17 protein-coding genes and 1 pseudogene are annotated in these 17,798 nt (G+C 57.8%); 9 read left to right on the top strand and 9 right to left on the bottom strand.

Annotation, left to right across the window (positions count from 1 at the left end):
- Positions 1 to 24: 24 nt before the first annotated feature.
- The 8 genes and pseudogenes from QN062_RS07695 to QN062_RS07660 form a co-directional block, all read right to left on the bottom strand.
- Positions 25 to 471 carry an Rv3654c family TadE-like protein gene (locus QN062_RS07695; RefSeq protein ID WP_369341239.1) on the bottom strand — a complete coding sequence of 149 codons (447 nt, stop codon included), beginning with the start codon at positions 469 to 471 and terminating at the stop codon, positions 25 to 27.
- On the bottom strand, positions 458 to 838 hold the full coding sequence (locus QN062_RS07690; RefSeq protein ID WP_369341238.1) for a TadE family type IV pilus minor pilin: 381 nt from the start codon (positions 836 to 838) through the stop codon (positions 458 to 460). The genes QN062_RS07695 and QN062_RS07690 overlap by 14 nt, the downstream gene beginning before the upstream one ends.
- A gap of 40 nt (positions 839 to 878) precedes the next feature.
- Positions 879 to 1,202, bottom strand: coding sequence for a DUF4244 domain-containing protein (locus tag QN062_RS07685; RefSeq protein WP_369341237.1), 324 nt, complete (start codon positions 1,200 to 1,202; stop codon positions 879 to 881).
- A 253-nt stretch (positions 1,203 to 1,455) separates the two neighbouring features.
- Positions 1,456 to 2,085, bottom strand: a complete 630-nt coding sequence (locus QN062_RS07680) for a tadC protein (RefSeq protein WP_369341236.1) — start codon at positions 2,083 to 2,085, stop codon at positions 1,456 to 1,458.
- A complete protein-coding gene (locus tag QN062_RS07675) occupies positions 2,085 to 2,927 on the bottom strand; it encodes a hypothetical protein (RefSeq protein WP_369341235.1) in 843 nt (280 codons plus the stop codon). The genes QN062_RS07680 and QN062_RS07675 overlap by 1 nt, the downstream gene beginning before the upstream one ends.
- 181 nt (positions 2,928 to 3,108) lie before the next feature.
- Positions 3,109 to 4,131: pseudogene (locus QN062_RS07670) on the bottom strand (CpaF family protein); the annotation flags it as partial.
- A gap of 37 nt (positions 4,132 to 4,168) precedes the next feature.
- A complete protein-coding gene (locus QN062_RS07665) occupies positions 4,169 to 4,990 on the bottom strand; it encodes a hypothetical protein (protein WP_369341234.1) in 822 nt (273 codons plus the stop codon).
- Between the two features lie 577 nt (positions 4,991 to 5,567).
- Positions 5,568 to 6,419 carry an NAD(P)H-binding protein gene (locus QN062_RS07660; RefSeq protein ID WP_369341233.1) on the bottom strand — a complete coding sequence of 284 codons (852 nt, stop codon included), beginning with the start codon at positions 6,417 to 6,419 and terminating at the stop codon, positions 5,568 to 5,570.
- A 344-nt stretch (positions 6,420 to 6,763) separates the two neighbouring features.
- Between QN062_RS07660 and QN062_RS07655 the strand changes: the two genes are divergently transcribed.
- From QN062_RS07655 to upp, 9 genes are all read left to right on the top strand, one after another.
- Complete coding sequence (locus QN062_RS07655) at positions 6,764 to 7,231, top strand: Rrf2 family transcriptional regulator (RefSeq protein WP_369341232.1); 468 nt, start codon at positions 6,764 to 6,766, stop codon at positions 7,229 to 7,231.
- 146 nt (positions 7,232 to 7,377) lie between these two features.
- Positions 7,378 to 8,124: an SDR family NAD(P)-dependent oxidoreductase gene (locus QN062_RS07650; RefSeq protein WP_369341231.1), complete on the top strand. Its 747-nt coding sequence runs from the start codon at positions 7,378 to 7,380 to the stop codon at positions 8,122 to 8,124.
- Between the two features lie 19 nt (positions 8,125 to 8,143).
- Positions 8,144 to 8,371 (top strand): ferrous iron transport protein A, encoded by a 228-nt coding sequence (locus QN062_RS07645; RefSeq protein WP_369341230.1) that lies wholly within the window; start codon positions 8,144 to 8,146, stop codon positions 8,369 to 8,371.
- 170 nt (positions 8,372 to 8,541) lie between these two features.
- Positions 8,542 to 10,623 carry a ferrous iron transport protein B gene (gene feoB / locus QN062_RS07640; RefSeq protein ID WP_369341229.1) on the top strand — a complete coding sequence of 694 codons (2,082 nt, stop codon included), beginning with the start codon at positions 8,542 to 8,544 and terminating at the stop codon, positions 10,621 to 10,623.
- Positions 10,620 to 11,039 (top strand): hypothetical protein, encoded by a 420-nt coding sequence (locus tag QN062_RS07635; RefSeq protein ID WP_369341228.1) that lies wholly within the window; start codon positions 10,620 to 10,622, stop codon positions 11,037 to 11,039. The genes feoB and QN062_RS07635 overlap by 4 nt, the downstream gene beginning before the upstream one ends.
- A gap of 153 nt (positions 11,040 to 11,192) precedes the next feature.
- On the top strand, positions 11,193 to 13,433 hold the full coding sequence (locus QN062_RS07630) for an RNA degradosome polyphosphate kinase (protein WP_369341227.1): 2,241 nt from the start codon (positions 11,193 to 11,195) through the stop codon (positions 13,431 to 13,433).
- 152 nt (positions 13,434 to 13,585) lie between these two features.
- The gene (locus QN062_RS07625; RefSeq protein WP_369341226.1) at positions 13,586 to 14,665 is read left to right on the top strand and encodes a histidine phosphatase family protein; all 1,080 of its coding nucleotides are present in this window, start codon (positions 13,586 to 13,588) and stop codon (positions 14,663 to 14,665) included.
- Positions 14,655 to 15,389, top strand: coding sequence for a thymidine phosphorylase (locus tag QN062_RS07620; protein ID WP_369341225.1), 735 nt, complete (start codon positions 14,655 to 14,657; stop codon positions 15,387 to 15,389). Before QN062_RS07625 ends, QN062_RS07620 begins: the two co-directional genes overlap by 11 nt.
- Positions 15,390 to 15,810: 421 nt before the next feature.
- Entirely contained in the window at positions 15,811 to 16,449 is a 639-nt protein-coding gene (upp, locus tag QN062_RS07615; RefSeq protein ID WP_369341224.1) for a uracil phosphoribosyltransferase, read from the top strand.
- A gap of 131 nt (positions 16,450 to 16,580) precedes the next feature.
- Here upp and QN062_RS07610 read toward each other — a convergent pair whose 3' ends face one another.
- Positions 16,581 to 17,660: a glycerophosphodiester phosphodiesterase family protein gene (locus QN062_RS07610; RefSeq protein WP_369341223.1), complete on the bottom strand. Its 1,080-nt coding sequence runs from the start codon at positions 17,658 to 17,660 to the stop codon at positions 16,581 to 16,583.
- Positions 17,661 to 17,798 lie beyond the last annotated feature (138 nt).

Raw genomic sequence — 17,798 nt, 5'->3', positions numbered from 1 at the left:
GCGGCCGGCTGTCATAGCGAGCACTCAACATTCTCGAGGACCTGCCCGTGACTCATATGTTACCGAAGGAATCATTGGCATCGGGATCGATACCTGTGTGGTGACGACGATATCGTCACCGGCCACCGAGCATTCCACGATTGCAGCAGCATTGGCAGCAGATGTCTGCCGCGCCACTTCGCATGGGTCAGGCACTCCCTCATGCCATGCACTTGCAGCGGCGAGCGCGGCTGCGTCGGCAGCAGTTCTCGCGCGGGCCCGCGCAGTCAATACCGCACCGAGTAAAAGACCTATCGTCAATGCCACGGCGACGCAGCATGTCAGCGCCACAGCGGCCATCGTTCCAGAACCTCGATCCTTGCCTGCCCACAGCCCAGCAGTGGACTGAATCAGATGGCGATGCAGAACGATTCGGATTCGGGCATGTCGGATTCGAAGGTAAGGAGGCAGACCCATGTCAGTTCCCTTCATGACGAAACGCGACTGCACGACCCGTCATCCGCAGTGGCAGAACTCCAAGTGAGTCAGGAACTATTGGACATTGCGTCGAAACGGTTATGGCATCGGCATCGCCTGCGAGGGAGACGGTAGCCGAGCCACCCGCCATGGCATGCACGAGCGAGGCTGCGCGCGCTGAATCCCCGGCCACCACGATTTCGCGGGCAACCGTGCGCGCCGCTTCCTGACAGTTCAATCCAACGATCACCGTCCGCGTCAGCCCAAGAACCAGCATGGCCAGCGCCATGACGATGGGCAGCAGGATGGCGAACTCCGCTGTGACGGTGCCACGGTCGCCGCACGAGTCAGTCCCTCGCCCACCGGCAATGAGGTTGCTCATGTGCCTTCGCCATTCCACAAACACCCATCTTTGGCGCCTGCTACACGTTGAGCGCACGGGTAACCAATTCGGTCAGCAGGGATTTCACCGCACCTGACTTGAGAATCGCCACAAGCAATCCAGCAAAGCCGGTTGCCGCAATCAGAACCACGGCGTATTCCGCGGTCGCCATGCCCGATTCAGGGTGGGATGCGAGCATGTGGACGCTTCGCTGAGCCCTGCATATCTGAAGCAGGACTCGCATTCGCATATTCATGAGCGCATTCATGAGCATATTCATGATCCGTCGACCATGAAGCCTGCCCATGTCCCGCACAGGCCGTGATTGGATTGGAGTCGATGAATCCGGTTTTCTGTCCTTCATGATGAGCTCCTTGGAAGCGAATGGTTTGCATAGGGGTCGTCCCATTATGAAGACGCCATCTCGATGACGAAACCGGAGTCTGGCAATGTGGTCGAATGTGGAATATCGTTCAGCGGCGACGGCTTCATCCTCGCCTGCATCTGACAAGCAGCCACCGAAGCTTCACCCGCTACAGTTCTCACCGTCACCGTCTTCACTGTCACAGCCCTCACTGTCACAGTCCTCACCCATTGCTTGCCCTTGCATGAGACTCTCAGAACATATCGCTTGCAAACGCTGCCAGGCATGGAATCACACCGACCATGATGAACGACGGCAAGAAGCACAGGCCGACCGGTAACAGCACCCTCACGGCAAGACGGGAACCAGCCTCTTCGATGTCGCGCCTATAATCTCTGTCGAGCTGCTCGATTACCGCCTCGATCCTGAGCACGGGCGAGACGCCGTGTCTCCAGGAGGGTTCAAGAGCTTCGGCAAGCCGTGCATAATGTGCCGTGAATCCCCGATAACCCAATGCGCCACTGTCACGAAAAGCGTAGAAAGCGTATCTGCCATCGCGGCCACTCTGCTGATCGGCGGTGCCATCCATGCAAGGTGCATGTCCGGTCAGCATCCACGCCTCATGCCAGGCAGTTCCGGCCTGCAACTCCTGCGAGACGGCGCACAGGCCCTCACCGAACTCGCCTTCAAGCGCCGTTCCCACCATTTCGAGAGCACGCGGAATCGAAGCGCCCAGCCGCACGCAGACCGTCACCATTTCAAGTATGAATGGCAGCGAAACATGGAGCTCAATCCGTTTCGGCCGATATTGCGCGTGACGGCTTCCACGCAGACAGACCCAGGCCAGGCAGCAGGCCATAACCGCTGCAAGCAGTGCGCTCATCACTGCGAAACTCCAATGGCAAAAATGCAAGCCCGAGGTGGAGATCCATCTGATGCGCCTGGGCCATGCATTGGGCTGCGCCCGCCATGCCCATCCTTCGTCGCAACTGTCCCAGACGAGCGCAAGCCCCGGGTAAGAGCATGAGTCCAGAGCAGTCCCACACCGTATAGCCCAAGCCCCGATGCGAGGCAAGCCGCTCCGGAAAGGGTGGTGAACAGGAACAGCAGGGTCTTCGCACCTATGAGCTCCCCCAAGCCCATCGACACCACCGGTAGCCAGGACAGCAGCCGTATGGTTGCCATGGGCATCGAAAGCGCCTGACGCCGCAGCTCTTCCAGATGATTCGACCTGCTCAGCGAAGCACCGACCGCATCAAGGCATCTCACCATCTCACACCCGGACCGGGCACTGAGTCTATAGGCTGCAAGCAGATGGTGAGCGGCGCTGGTCGCCTCACCGTCCTGGACATCGCCACGGCAGGAATCCTTGACAAGGGCATATGCGCGATGGAAGGTCAAGTTCCCTGTCGCAAACCGACGTCCTGCAAGTTCCTCGAATGCGGCGACGACATCAGAGCCGTTGCGCATAAGCGACGCCAACGATGCCACAAGTGCCGCGGTTCCCATCGGGCGGCTGCCGACCCTGGGCGGATGGGCATAATCCAGACCTTCCGCTTCGGGCCGCGCGGACGATGCCGAACCCTCACAGACCCGACTCATCGATCTCAACCTTGCATTGAGAAGCAGTCCAGGCACTGAAGCGCACACCCACCACAGGGACGAGGCGCACGCGAACGATCCCATGATGAGCATGACGGCTCGCACCAGGCTATGGCTTGGCATGACTCCACCCGCCTGCGATGGGCTGCCTTTGTGATGAATGTTCGGCATCCTCTCTCTGGCATGTCGGCCAGACGCCGGGATGACCGACGGATTGAGTCGATGCCTGCGCCACATCACTCGCCTCGTACCTGACCATGGGAATCTCGGAGGTAAGCGAAGCGAAATCCAGACTTTCATCGTTCCACCGCGACATCACATGCGACCACGAGGAAGATCGCTGAACGGGATTGAATCCATCCCAGATCGCAAGGCTCCTACCTGCGATGCCACTGCCGGAGAATGATTCCAGCCTTCCGATCTGAGCCAGACGACGTCGGCCTTGGTGCCTCACCAGGTGAAGGACGAAATCAAACGCTCCCATCGTGAGCATATTCAAGCTTCGTTCGGTCAGTCCTGACAGCAATCCCAACGAAAGCAGACGAGCTGGCACACGCTCGACGCTGTCTGCATGCAGGGTGGTCATGCCACCACGGTGCCCGGAATTGAGAGCCATCAATAGGTCAGCGAGCTCACTGCCCCTGCATTCCCCCAGAATCACACGATCTGGGCGCATCCGCAGCGTGGCACGCAACAGCGCGTTCAAGGAGACAGCGCCCGTTCCCTCGACATTCGCGTCACGCGTTGCCATCGCAACATGGTTCAGGCGTCCGATGTCACCAAGTTCCCGCGTCTCCTCCACCGTCACGATTCTTTCGCCTTCCGGGCATTCCCTGAGCAGAGCCTTCAGCAGTGTGGTCTTCCCAGTGCCGGTTCCACCGGCAATCAGCATGTTCGCCCGTCTTCGAGCAAGATTTCTCAGGAGCGGAACCCATTCCCCGACAATCATTCCTTCGTCGCGCAAGGAGGCAAGCGAGGCCTGGACTCTGTCTGGGAAACGGATCGAAATCGAGGCTCCACCAGGAACCAAGGGTGCGATGACCGCATTTATTCGCAATCCGTCATAGGTCGAGGCGTCCGCAATCGGGCATGAATCATCAAGCCTCTTGCCGAATTGGGCGCAGAGCTGCACGGCGAATTCGCGCACCACATGCGGCGAGCGCAGCCATTGAGGTCTGCTTCGCTCTCTCATGCCCTCGCCAGTGTCAGTCCACACGCGTCCGTCGGACGTGATCGCCAGATCCGTCACTCTGACGTCGTTCGCGAATTCTCGCAATGGCCCGAATGAAATCGCATTAAGACCGACCTCGTTTCCGCCTCTCGCCATCGGTGAAGGGTCTTTCGTCGCTATCAGCATCGCTCACTCAGCTTCTTGTGACATGTCGACGTCGGGAAACGGGTGACGGAGCGCTTGCAAATGACAGGACATCATGAACGAGCCTGTCGAAGAGATGCCGGTATGACCTGGGTATCCCTGGAATTCCAAGGCCCTGAACTATCGACAGTCCCAAGGCTCTTCTTGGCATGATCGAACCGATCACAGGCAGCTGCAGATATGCCCTCGCATCGGCCTCATGCATACGCACCGATTGGCTGCATGCCATGCGTGGATGGATGCCGACGACCTGCATGTCCGCGTGCTTCACCTGTCTGGTCACTCTCGTGACATGGCTCTTCGCACGCGCCATGCCGAGCACTGACATCTCGACAAGCATGACGGCACGCATCTGATCGGAAAGGCCGTATTCCTCCAACTCAATCGCCTGTCCGGAATCCAGGACGACAACGTCATGGGTCTGCGCCAAGGCCTCGATTGCGGCTCTGATCTCCCAGACCTTTGGAATCGCGTTGTTCCAGGGATCCGCAGCCAATACGGAGATTCCCTCCCAATGCGGAAGCTCCGCATCCAAGGCCGCGCCGGAAAGGCGTCCGAGAGGTGCGGAGATCCCGCTCATCCGAAGTCCGGGCTCGCCTTCGATGCCGAGTGTGACATCCATGCCGCCAGAATGGACATTCAAGTCGACCAGCGCCGTTTTCGCACCTGCGGCGCTGGTACGCAGAGCGAACATGGAAGCGAGGGTCGTAAGCCCTGTTCCGCCGCTTGGGGCAGTGAACAGCACAATGCGATCCATCCCCAAATGCATGTTCGGCGACGGTGTCGCCAACGATGTTTTTTCCATGGTCATGCTGCCATTGAAATCCGCTTCGTCGCAGCATTCAAGCCATGTTCGGCAATGTGGTCGAATGTGAAATCCCGAACGCGACACGCCGAAGAAGCCGCGTTCTTTCGGTAGCGCACAGAACCGCACATTCGAATCAGGATAGGGCACATCAAGCGACAAAAATGCCTTTGCAACTCACTTCTGATAACAAAAAACAAAAAAACATCACAATGTCAAATATGCTCCCATTCCAGGTTGAAACGTGGCGCAGAATGAGCATAATAGTAATTGCAAGGAAAACAGAAGAGCAGAAGCCCACAAAGGTATATGGTCACGAGGACTATTATGTTGGACGGGCATTGGATGGACTTACCGTTACGACAAGGATGTTGTGCAGAGATTCTGCCTATGTTGAACTTGCAGGGAAGCCCCCGAAAGGGGGCTTCCCTTTTATTTATGCACCGTTCTGATTCATGGCATGCCACGACCGACTGCATCGCATCTACCCATCGGTAGGGCTCCGGTCCCATGGTCCTCGACGGCACCATCCCGGCAGGCGGACGTTCGGCACAGGCCGCGGCAAGTGCATCTCAGACGCGAACTATAGGTGCAGCACCTCTTTCACCGCTTCGTCAAATGCTGTCAGTGAATGACCGAGAACGGCTTCGAAATCCTGGGATTGCAACTCAAGATCACCCGCCTTGATGAGCTCCTGTATGCCAAGAATTCCCTTCGCGCCAGCCTCGGGGATTCCGGCTGCTCCCATGGCCTGCACGAAATGGGTCCCATCGAGATCGCGCGCCTCGATCGACTTGCCCGATGCCCGCGACAGGGCCTGAGCCAGCTGGCGATACGTATGCGCCGGACCAGAGAGCTCAAGTATGCTCGGACTGGCCTTGAGCCCCGCCAAAACCTGAGCCGCCGCTTCGGCATATTCGCGCTTCAAGGCCCAGCCAACGGTTGCGTCGCCAGCAGAGAAGTCAAGTTCACCGGATTCAAGCGCAAGCCTCAGCAGCGTCTCCTCGTTCTCGAGATACCAGTTGTTCCGAAGGAAGGTGTGCGCGATACCCGAGCGTTCGATCAGGTCCTCCGTGAATTGGTGATCGGAGGAGAGCATGTTGTCTACATTGCCCGCATTCGCAAAACTCGTGTATGCGATGAAGGAGACACCCTCGGCCTTCGCCGCATCGACGACGTTGGCATGTTCCGCCTCGCGGTTGCCAGGCGCACCCGAAATGAACAGCATGCGGTCGACACCTTCGAAGGCCTTTCTCAGCGATGCGGCATCGGAATAATCCCCCACGCGAACGGCGATGCCGTCTTTCTCAAGATCCGCAGCCTTGCTTCGGCTGCGAGCCAACGCGACGATCTGCGAGGATGGCACCAGATTCCTGAGATATCCAAGCACATATCCACCCAGACCACCGGTCGCACCAGTCACCAAATATGTCATTGTTCATTCCTTTCGCCGTTGAGACAGGACGATCCCGCTGCACAGCACCGAAGAACCTGCGAAGCTTCACACCCCTGCATCGCAGAGGGAGAGGCGCAAGTCCAGAAAACCAGGTCCTCAAAACCACAGTGGCCGAAACCACGGTGACCGAAACCACGGTGACCAAGTCCAAGGTGACCAAGCTCATGCAGGGATCGATGCACACATGTCATCAACCACTTGCTGTATATTTATAATGTACAGCTTGAGAATATATAATAATCGCTGGTGCGTCAAGTCCGATGATGCTGAAATGCTGCCTGCCACATCGGCATCGACCAGATACGGCAAGAAGGAGAACCGACATGAGGTATTCGACACAGCTCAGCGATGCGGTGCACATCCTCGCATACATCGCCGTCTTCTCCCCGACCGAAGCGATCACGAGCGACGCGCTTGCCGCAAGCATAGAGACCAATCCCACCAATGTTCGCAAGATCATGGGGAAACTGCGACAGAGCGATCTCATCCACACCGTCAACGGTCAGGCGAGACCGACGCTGAGCAGACCTATCGAAGAGATCACCCTGCATGACGTCTTCACCAGCATCCAGGGAGGGGCCAAGCTCATCGAAGTCGACGAGCACACCAACCCACGCTGCATCATTGGGGCAAACATCCAGCAGGCTCTGGAAAAGGAATATGCTCGATTGCAGCAAGCCGCGGAGGATGCGATGAGGCAGGTCACGCTGGCGGACATCCTTCGAAGCATATCGGCAAGCGCGATCAGCAGCGACCCGAACAGCCAAGACATGGTGGGCGCCTTTCTCTGACCCATGCGAATCCAGGAAACATAGGGCTTCCGATCGCAGACATGGCGAGTCCATGAAAGCGCTCATATAGACTTGTCTGAACGCTCAAGGGATGCGGTCGGACCGCAGCCACAGATGGGCTTCACGTCAAGGGCGAAAGGGATCCCATGGAACATCATTCGGCACCCATTGCGGTGGTCACCGGCGCAGCGGCGGGTCTTGGACTGGAAATGGTGCAGGAGCTCATAGCACGGGGCTTTACCGTCTGCGGCATCGACTTCAACGCCACGGCGATGGCTTCGCTGGCATCCTCTCTGGGTTCCCGATACCACGGATTCGTCGGAGATGTCTCAGATGACCATTTCACGCTTTCGTCAGTGGCGGCGATCGAAGCAATCGGACATGTTTCCCTGCTGATCAACAATGCCGGCCAGCCATCGTTCAAGTCTCCGACAGACTACTCGTCGGCGGACGTCGAACGCTGCCTGACAGGACTTCGCGGCATGATCGCCTGGACCACCGCCATCCTGAAGGCCACGCATGAACGCGACGTCAAGATAGTCAACGTGATGTCCTCAGCCGCATTGCGGGGCAATCCCCATGAATCCGTCTATTGCGCCGCAAAATGGGGGGAACGCGGATATACCGAAAGTCTCAAGGCGGCATATAAGGGAAGCAGCGTGAAAGTCATGGGATTCTATCCGGGCGGCATCGACACCGACTTCTATACGGACAGCAGGGATTACGTCGACATCGAGAAACAGCGCAGCTTCATGAATCCGAAGGATGTCGCGCACATGCTTCTCGAGAATGCGCTCAGCACGGCAGATCTGACCGTGGCGGACCTCGTGATCGAACGCAACTCCCAGCGGCCGTTCATGGCGCAAGGGCAGACCTTTACAAACACCGTATGATGACAGTACTGTCGAATGCATGACCCAAACATTGCGCACCTGCCCACTCGGCATGGAAATTGAAATCTGCGCGATCGACCTCGCGGAGCACTATCGTTTTCGCCTGAAGGAGCTCGGGTTCCGAGAGCACGAGCGAATCACGGTCATTCAGAAGACCAACTTCGGAGGCCGCGTCGTGTCACATGGGTTTGATCGAATCGCCGTGGACGGATCGACGGCGACGCACATCCTTGTTCGTCCCAGCTAGCGGCTGCTCACCGGTCGCATGAGGGTCTGGGAGTGCAATGACATTATGGCATTTCTAGGATTCAATCAATCATTCATTCATTCAGAACATGGTGCAGCGAGCTTGCCGAGCCCGGTGAGCGACTGCAATCCAAAGAGACGTCGACAAGCCACACACCTGAGGAAATCATCATGACAACGCAACGCATCCATGAATGGCATGCTTCGCGGTGCACCTGCGCTTCCGACGCTGCCAGCAATGGCAGCGCACCTCGGAGGACGGGGGAACCGCATGTCGTGCTTGTCGGAAATCCGAACGTCGGCAAATCCACCATGTTCAATGCTCTTGCGGGCGGCAACGCAAAGGTCATGAACGCCCCAGGGACCACGGTGATGATCGAGACCGCCCATCTGCGACATCTCGGAGAGGAGTGGACCCTGGTCGACACTCCTGGAACATCATCATTGGAGGCGATCAGTCCGGACGAGCAGGTCGCATGCGAGGCGGCAATGGGAATAGAGGCAAACGCGGTTCCCGACGTGATCGTAGCCTTCATCAATGCCCTGTCGCCATCAAGATCGCTGTATCTTCTCAGCCAGCTCATCGATCTGGGCCGTCCGATAGTCGTCGCCGTCACGATGCTTGATCTTGCGAAGAGGCAAGGCTCTCCTGTGACCTTGGACGGATTGCGAATGGCACTCCCCGATCTCGAATTTGTCGGCGTCGATGGCCGGACTTCGGAGGGAAGGACCAGCCTCCTGAAGGCAATCAAGTCGGCGCTATCCACACCATCGACACCGAGTCCGAACGGACACCGGCGAACGCAGGGCAAGAAAAGACGCGCCACAGGCGTCCGCGCGGTTCCAGATGCACAGGCAGGCCAGAAGGAAGTCTCCGCCTGGGTCGAGGAGACAGCGGACGAGCGATTCGACTGGGTCGCCGACATCATGCATGATCTGGCACGGCAGAATCCCTCGTCTGACAGGGTCACGATGTCCGACAGGATAGACCGCATACTGCTGCACCCGGTATCAGGAATTGCCGTGTTTCTGGCTGTCATGTATCTCGTATTCGAATCGATCACCACACTCGCCAACCCCTGCATAGATTTCGTCGACGTCACGTTGAGGCAGTGGCTTACGGATGCAATCGACTGGGTCTTCAACGTATCTCTGGGTTCGCAGGCACTTCAAGGATGGTTCCATGACCTGGTGATAAACGGCGTGCTCAATGGCGCGGTCACCGTCCTGACCTTCGTCCCTCCGATGGGAATCATGTTCATGATTCTCTCGCTGCTCGAAGATTCGGGATATCTTTCGAGAGCCGCATTCGTCATGGACAAGGCCATGCGCATCGTCGGACTTGACGGACGCGCATTCCTGCCATTGGTAGTCGGATTCGGATGCAACCTGCCGGCTCTGGCATCTACTCGCACGCTTCCCGATTCAAGGCAGCGTCTGCTGACGGGATTGCTCATACCCTTCACCTCATGCTCTGCAAGGCTGAGCGTTTTCGTCGTTCTGGCCTATGCCTTCTTCGGCAATTATGCGGGACTTGCAATCTTCCTCATGTATGTCGCCTCGATCGTCATCATCCTGACCGCTGGCTTCGCGCTCAGAAAGACCCAGTTCGGCAATATGCAGGCGCAGCCCTTCGCGATGGAACTGCCGCCATACCAGCTTCCGAAGCCTCTCCGGCTGGCAAAGTCGGTATGCTTGCGTCTCTGGGCCTTCATCACAGGAGCAAGCACCATCATCATCTCGGCCACGATCGTCATGTGGCTTCTGGCCGCCATTCCTGTGAGCGCCGGCATCGCTGGGACCAACAGCTTCGGCCATGTCGACTCGGTCGAGCATTCCGTCTACGGGGTCGTCGCCTCCAGGACCGCCGCTCTTTTCAATCCGGCAGGATTCGGGGACATGCACGCTTCGGCGGCCCTTATCACCGGATTCGTCGCAAAGGAAGTCGTCGTCGGGTCAATGTCCCAGAGCTATTCGATCGACGATTCCGGCAACGTCTCGGAAAGCGCGCAAGGCCGTGGGGCGCTCGGCACAGCCGTGCGCGAGAGCTTCGAACAATCGAGCGGAGGCCATGCCGCGGCAGCCGGGGCTGCCTTCATGATCTTCGTTCTGGCGTATACGCCATGCCTGGCCACCATCGCCGAGATGAAACGCCAGTTCGGCACACGGGCAGCGGCGCAGTCCGTGGCCATGGGACTGATCATTGCCTATGTTCTCGCGGTCGTCGTATTTCAACTGGGACGGCTGCTATGAACCACTTCCGCAAAACCGGCAGCGCCCTGAAGACGCATGGGTCCGGGCATCTGACCAATCCGCTCCACGTGTCCAATCGCGTCTCATCACATGATCGCGATGAGACATCGGAGAATCGAGGCTCCGTCAAAGACCGGATTCTCAGCGCGATCCAATCGGGCGCCACCCCGCGTCAGGCTGCTCAGATGCTTCATCAGCCCCTCGACCTGGTCGACATGGTCATCGAGCGTTCCGAAAGGAACGGCGAGCTGACAATCCTTCGATTCGGCAATGGCAGGTGTGGTTCGCAATTCTGCAGGCCCGATCCGGATTCATTGGTATGTGCAGGATGCCCGATCCTGGCCACCACGCGGCACAGAGCCCACACGACGCACGGTATCATCGCACGCATTTCGCACCCCATCCATGCGGTGTGACTGTGCTGCATGGCTGAGTGTGACTGACGGATTGGGAGAAAAACGGCGCGGCCATGCATGGATTGCCTGAAATTCCTGAGATTTCCATGAATTCCACTTGAATTATTACGACTTCGACACCACGCTGCTCAAGCCATCAACTACGATGGTGGCATGGCCCAGATATTTGACGCACCCTCGAAATCAGTGCTCCGCAGCCAGATTGCGGAACATATTGCAGAATCCGAACGCTCGTTGCGAAAAACCAATCCGGATGAGGGAGCAGAGCCCTTGCCCGACGATCGCTTCTTCGACCGCGAGATCAGTTGGCTGAAATTCAACAAGCGCGTGTTCGAACTCGCTCAGGACGACACCCAGCCGATGCTTGAACGTGCCAACTTCGCTGCCATCTTTGCCAGCAACCTGGACGAATTCTTCATGGTTCGCGTGGCCGGTCTGAAACGACGCGTTGCCACTGGCATCGCGGTCACCGCGGCAAGCGGTCTGAGCCCTCGTCAGCAGCTGCGATCCATCTCCGAACAGGCGCACAAGCTTCAGGACGAATACGCCCATTACGTCATCAGCCACATCCTTCCAGAGCTCGCCGAGCAGCATATCGTTCTGCTGAGTTGGAATCAGCTCACCGCAACCGAGCAGGAGCGCCTCTCACGCTTCTTCCGTCAGCAGGTATTCCCTGTCCTGACGCCACTGGCCGTCGATCCAGCGCACCCGTTCCCATACATTTCCGGCAACTCATTGAACCTCGCGGTCATCGTCGAGAACCCGACGTCAGGCAAGTCGCATTTCGCACGCGTCAAGATTCCCGACAACATGCCACGGCTGGTGGCGGTCGATGACCTTACCGACGAGGAAGGGCAAGAGGAACGATATGGCTTCATCACGATGGAAAATCTTCTGATCGCCCATCTCGAATCACTCTTCCCTGGAATGGTCATCAAGGAGGCCCGCTCGTTCAGGGTCACCAGAAACGAGGACATCGACGTCGAGGAGGACGATGCCGAGAATCTTCTGAATGCGATGGAGAAGGAGCTGCTGCGCCGTCGATTCGGCCCTCCCATCCGCCTTGAGATCTCTGATACCACATCGCCCTTCCTCTCGCAGCTTCTCGCAAACCAGCTGCGCGTCAGCGACGATGAGGTGTATCGGGTCCCAGCGCCGCTCGATTTCACGGTGCTTTTCGAACTGCAGTCCATCGACAGGGCGGATCTCAAATATCAGCCCTTCATTCCCAGCACCAACCGTCAGATCGCAGAGGTCGAATCAAGCCGCGCACAGGACATCTTCGCCGCGATCCGCGAGCATGACATCATGCTCCATCATCCATACGACTCGTTCTCAACCTCGGTTCAGGCATTCCTGGCTCAGGCCGCAGCCGATCCGCAGGTTCTGGCAATCAAGCAGACTCTGTACCGAACCTCTGGCAACTCTCCGATCATCGATGCGCTCGTGGACGCCGCCCATGCAGGAAAGCAGGTTCTGGCGCTCGTCGAAATCAAGGCGCGCTTTGACGAGGAGGCGAACATCGCCTGGGCTCGCAAGCTCGAACGAGCAGGGGTGCATGTCGTGTATGGCATCGTCGGGCTGAAGACCCACTGCAAGCTGCAGCTGGTAGTACGTCAGGAAGCCGATGGCCTGCGCCGCTACTGCCATATCGGAACCGGAAACTACAATCCGAAGACAGCTCGGCTCTATACCGATCTCGGCCTCCTGACATGCGATCCGGTCGTCGGACAGGATCTGACGCGACTCTTCAATCAGCTATCGGGGTATGCGCCGAAGTCAAGCTTCCACCGACTGCTGGTCGCCCCACGTTCCGTTCGCTCAGGACTGATCGAACGCATTCAGAGGGAAGAGGCCGCCGCCAAGGCGGGAAAGGACGCATGGATCAAGATCAAGGTGAATTCCCTGGTAGACGAGAAATGCATCGATGCGCTGTATCGCGCAAGCCAGGCTGGTGTGAGGATCGACATCGTCGAGCGCGGTATCTGCGCCCTGAAACCGGAGGTTCCAGGACTGAGCGACAACATCCGCGTGCGTTCGATTCTCGGACGATTCCTTGAGCACAGTCGAATCTTCGCATTTGCAAATTCTCAAGGTCCGCAGATAGGTGAAGGGCCGATTTCTGGTCCGGAGGTCTGGATCGGATCTGCCGATCTGATGCATAGGAATCTCGACCGTCGAGTCGAGGCACTGGTGAGGATAACTGCCCCCGACGAAATCGACGAGCTCATCAAATACATCGATCTGCAGATGGCGGATACCACCGCATCATGGCACATGAAGGGCGACGGAAGCTATATTCGCCATTCGCGCGACGAGCAGGGCAATCCGCTCGTCGACTGTCAGGAATATCTCATCAAGAAGCACACGCGCATAAAGAGGGTCACCCACTGACGCAATAAATTGCGGTTAACGGCACAGCTCCGTTAACCGCAATTTATTGCCACTGCATCGGATGTCTGCGTCAACTTCCATCAACGAGGGGCAAGGCATCCGACGCGTCAGACGGCAGCATGATGGAAGACAGGTCCGGAAAGCGATGATCAATGTCCAAAACGACTGAAGCGGCTGGTGCGATAGTCTATCGCTGGCGCGATGGCACGCCTCGAACGCTTGACGATGCCAGCAAACTCCCGTTGAGCGACGAGCAGGTGCACGATCTGATGGGTCGGATTGAGCTATGCGTGGTACACCGTCCAAAATACGATGACTGGAGCTGGCCGAAAGGCAAGATCGAAGAGCATGAATCCTCATACCACGCTGCGGTACGTGAGGTCGGCGAGGAGACCGGCATTCCCATCGCACTGGAATCATTCCTGCGAACGGTTGAATATCCGCTGAATCGCGAGGGCGGAAAACTCCGCAAGGGGAACATCACCGGCAACAAGCGCGTATCGTTCTGGATTGCCCACATGCTCCCAGAGCAGGATTGCCAGCGTCGAAGGCTCACCTTCGGCCCGGTTCATGAGCCGGATCTCAACGAGATCGATGGCGTGCGGTGGGTGTTCCCGCATGAGGCACGGCACATGCTTTCCCACTCGACCGACAGAGACGTTCTCGACGAATTCACGGACAGAGTGCAGGAGGGCGCCCTACGCTCTCGAATCGTCTTCATCGTGCGCCACAGCAAGGCGGAATCGCGCAAGGTCTGGCTCGGCAAGGATTGCGACCGTCCACTGATGCCTCGAGGCGCAGCGGCCGCATACGCGCTGGGCCGCGAACTGGCATGCTTCGATCCCACCTTCGTGGTTTCGTCACCATGGTTGCGATGCATCGACACGATTCGACCGTTCGCGCTTCAGTCAGACCTGCACATCCACGAGGATGAGCGGCTCACCGAATCACGCTACGAGATTGCGCCTCATGACGCCCTTGACTCAATGAACGAGATTCTGGCCGAATCCATACGCTTGCGGAAGAATTCCATCGTATGCACGCACCGACCGCTGCTGGGTGGTATCTTCAACCTCGTCCGTGAATTGTGCATAGGCACCGCATTGGCGAAACGCCTTCCCATGAAATCGCCATATATCCCCACAGGGCATGGAGTTGCGCTCAGCGTGGTGAACACAAGCGACGGACCGCGGGTTATCGACATACAGAAAGTGATTCCGATTGTCTACTAAAGCTTCATCAAGCTATGGTTCCTCTTCCATTCGAGCATCACGCTCAGGATTCTCTGCATCCGGTTCGCAACGGCCATCTCGCCCCGGACAGCTCGATCAGGCCATCGTCGACCATCTCTCAGGGGGAATGGACCCTCAGCAAGTCAGCGAAATCAGCCATGTCTCCGCTGCATCCCTGCTCAACAGGGTTCATCGGACGCAGGATCCCGCAATCGTGCAGCGTGTGCTCACGCTCGTGGATCGCGAGGGAATCGACATCATCGCCGAGCTGTGGAGCGATGCCGACGCCGACTCTCTTCCTGGCATCCTATGGCGACTCTATACGCTCCGAAGCTGGATGCGACGCGATTCGGCCGTCATCAGTGAACTATGGGCCTTGGGAGAACCTGTTGATACAGCAGCATCGGCAATCGTCGGCGTTGACAGGCCGCTGATAGCGAACGACATAGCCAATACGGCCGATTCCATCCTTTCGGGTGCATTCCAGGGCGACTTCGCAGTCGCGCTTGAGCGGGCGGGTGCATTCTGCGAGGTCATCAGTCTGGGAATCCGCACGCAATGCAGACGGCGGCAAAAGGCGAGCGCCGATGCCATAGGTTCGCCGTCCAGGTCGGCACTGGCAACACAGCTGGCGCGTTCGCTGCATTCCGCGCAGGCATTGCACACCACAGGCCGCGACTTCATTCATGGGGCCCACCTGTGGCGTCAGGACAGTCTCGAATAGGCAAGGTCACCGAGCTCTCTGGCGGCTCACCCTAGGGATTTGGCACCCATTTCGCATCGATTCGCCACGAACCGTCTGCCCCATCGCAGACTCGCCCGTCCCTGCGGAACATGCGAAAGGGCCTTTGCGATGCCTTTCGCAGAGCGCTTATGAACATACGACAACAAATCATGCCGTACAATGAAATCCGCGTCGAACCGTGTTTAAGCCCCGGGCTCCATTTGTTGCCGCTGCGAGCGGCGTTTGCGCCGACAGGCGCTTTCACGGTTCGGCGTTTCCTCATATTCGCCTCCGAGATGCCCTTGCTCGAATGGGTGCGCGACTTCGAGAAACTCGGAATTTCAGCGGACAATCCGATGAAACACATCAATGTCAAACGTCCACCTGCGATTCTGACTGCCGAAGGGTTAGGCTTAGAGGTATGGAACTCCATGTACTAGAACATCCTCTGATTGAGCATAAGCTCACAGTCCTGAGGAATAAGAAAACACCATCCAACACCTTCCGTGAGCTCGTAAGTGAGCTCGTCATGCTGGAAGCCTATGAGGCGACACGAAATCTGAGTGTCTCTGAATATCCCATCGAAACGCCGGTCGCTCCCATGGTCGGCAAGAAACTCAGCACCCCACGGCCCATGGTCGTGCCGGTGCTCAGGGCAGGACTGGGCATGCTCGATGGCATGACACGTCTTCTGCCAACCGCCGAAGTAGGCTTTCTCGGCATGAAACGGGACGAAAGCACACTCGACATCATCACCTATGCGAATCGTCTGCCAGACGACCTTTCGGGACGTCAGTGCTTCCTTCTCGATCCGATGCTTGCCACAGGCGGCACACTCGTCGCGGCGACGCATTATCTTGCCGAGCACGGTGCGAAGGACGTCACTGCCATCAACATCCTCGCCGCCCCTGAAGGTCTTGAGCGTCTGAAGCGCGATATCGACCCTTCGATCGATTTCAAGGTCGTCGTCTGTGCGGTTGACGAGAAGCTGAACGACAAGGCATACATCGTGCCAGGCCTGGGCGACGCCGGTGACAGACTGTACGGTGTGATCGACTGATCAAGACGACAGTCGGAGTGAGCGGGCTGCTCTCAGGCGATTCCTGAGAGCAGCCCGCCCATTTTGGAAAGTCAATGCCGTCTTTGTCTCAGCTCCCGCAAACGCCTCCTCGACGACTCCCGCTGAGAGACCTATTGCTCAGGAACGAAGGCCTCGAATATGTATCTATCGAAATGCGGAGCCGATGCCTGCAACTCATGCTTGCTGCGAACCGTCCATGACACCGGAATGGCTCCAAGCTTCACCGAGGCCTTGAGCTGCAATGAGTCACCCCCATGCCAGTCATAGGCGATGAAGTCTGGCCGACCCTTCCAGTTCAGCAGCAGCTTTGCGAGCAGCCACTGCTGTCCGTCGATCAGAGTCCTGATCGGCCGACCCAACTCACTCGAAAGCTGTCCACGGCAGACTTGAGGATCGTTGTTGCGGTACCAGGCAACCGCATCCGGATGGAATGACTCAATGACATAAGGTCCTCTATATTCCTCAAGAATCTCGTGTCCAGCCTCCATCAATGGCTCATCGAAGGTCTCTCCCATCTTGTATTCAACGATGATCGGCACTCTGCCGGCAATGACTTCGAGCACATCGGTGAACAGCGGGACATGCTGGAATTCACCTGGCTTGATGCCATTGGGCTCATCCTTTATCGCAGCATCGGAATCAGACGGCCGGGCCTTGGCATCGCCGGGAACCGCCGGCGTGGGGAAAAGCGGGATCTCGCATAATTCCTGATACGTCAGATCGGCCACCTTCGCATCGATGCCGGTCACACGCTTGATATTGTCGTCGTGCACGACGACCACCTGGCCATCACGGGTCAGTTGCAGGTCAAGTTCGATGCCATAGCCAGCCTCGCATGCAGCGGCAAACGCGGCGAGTGAGTTCTCTGGCGCAATCGGGCAGCGGGACTGCAGGCTGCCGTATCCAGCCTTCGCCGCCATGGCCCTCGCCAAGGCAACATATTCGCTGCTGGTCGATGCATATGCATCAGTCAGTCCCGAACCTGCATCGTGCAGACCGCGATGAGCGTAGGGAACATCAGGAATGACATCGTCGTCACGATATTGGGAACCGGAACCGAAGGAACCAGGTATTGAAGACACACATGCGTCTTTTCGTCCCTGTGCGTTGCGTGGCAGCAATGCCCAGACCGCTGCGCCGGAGGCGGCGCCCAACAGAGCCATCGACTTCACTATTTTGGAGAACCCCATACTCTCAACTACCCTTTCAGTCGGAATCGATATTCGGCGAGGAAACCTCTGTCGCAAACTCTTCGACAACCACACACCATCATAGCGGTGCAGCCTCACTTCAGCCGTGGAGGCGCACTCGACCCGTCAACGACGGCG

It is taken from the genome of Bifidobacterium sp. WK012_4_13 (genome assembly GCF_041080835.1).
Classification (GTDB): domain Bacteria; phylum Actinomycetota; class Actinomycetes; order Actinomycetales; family Bifidobacteriaceae; genus Bombiscardovia; species Bombiscardovia fermentum.
The sequence above is the reverse complement of the archived record's forward strand: the minus strand, read 5'-3'. Positions and strand labels throughout refer to the sequence as shown.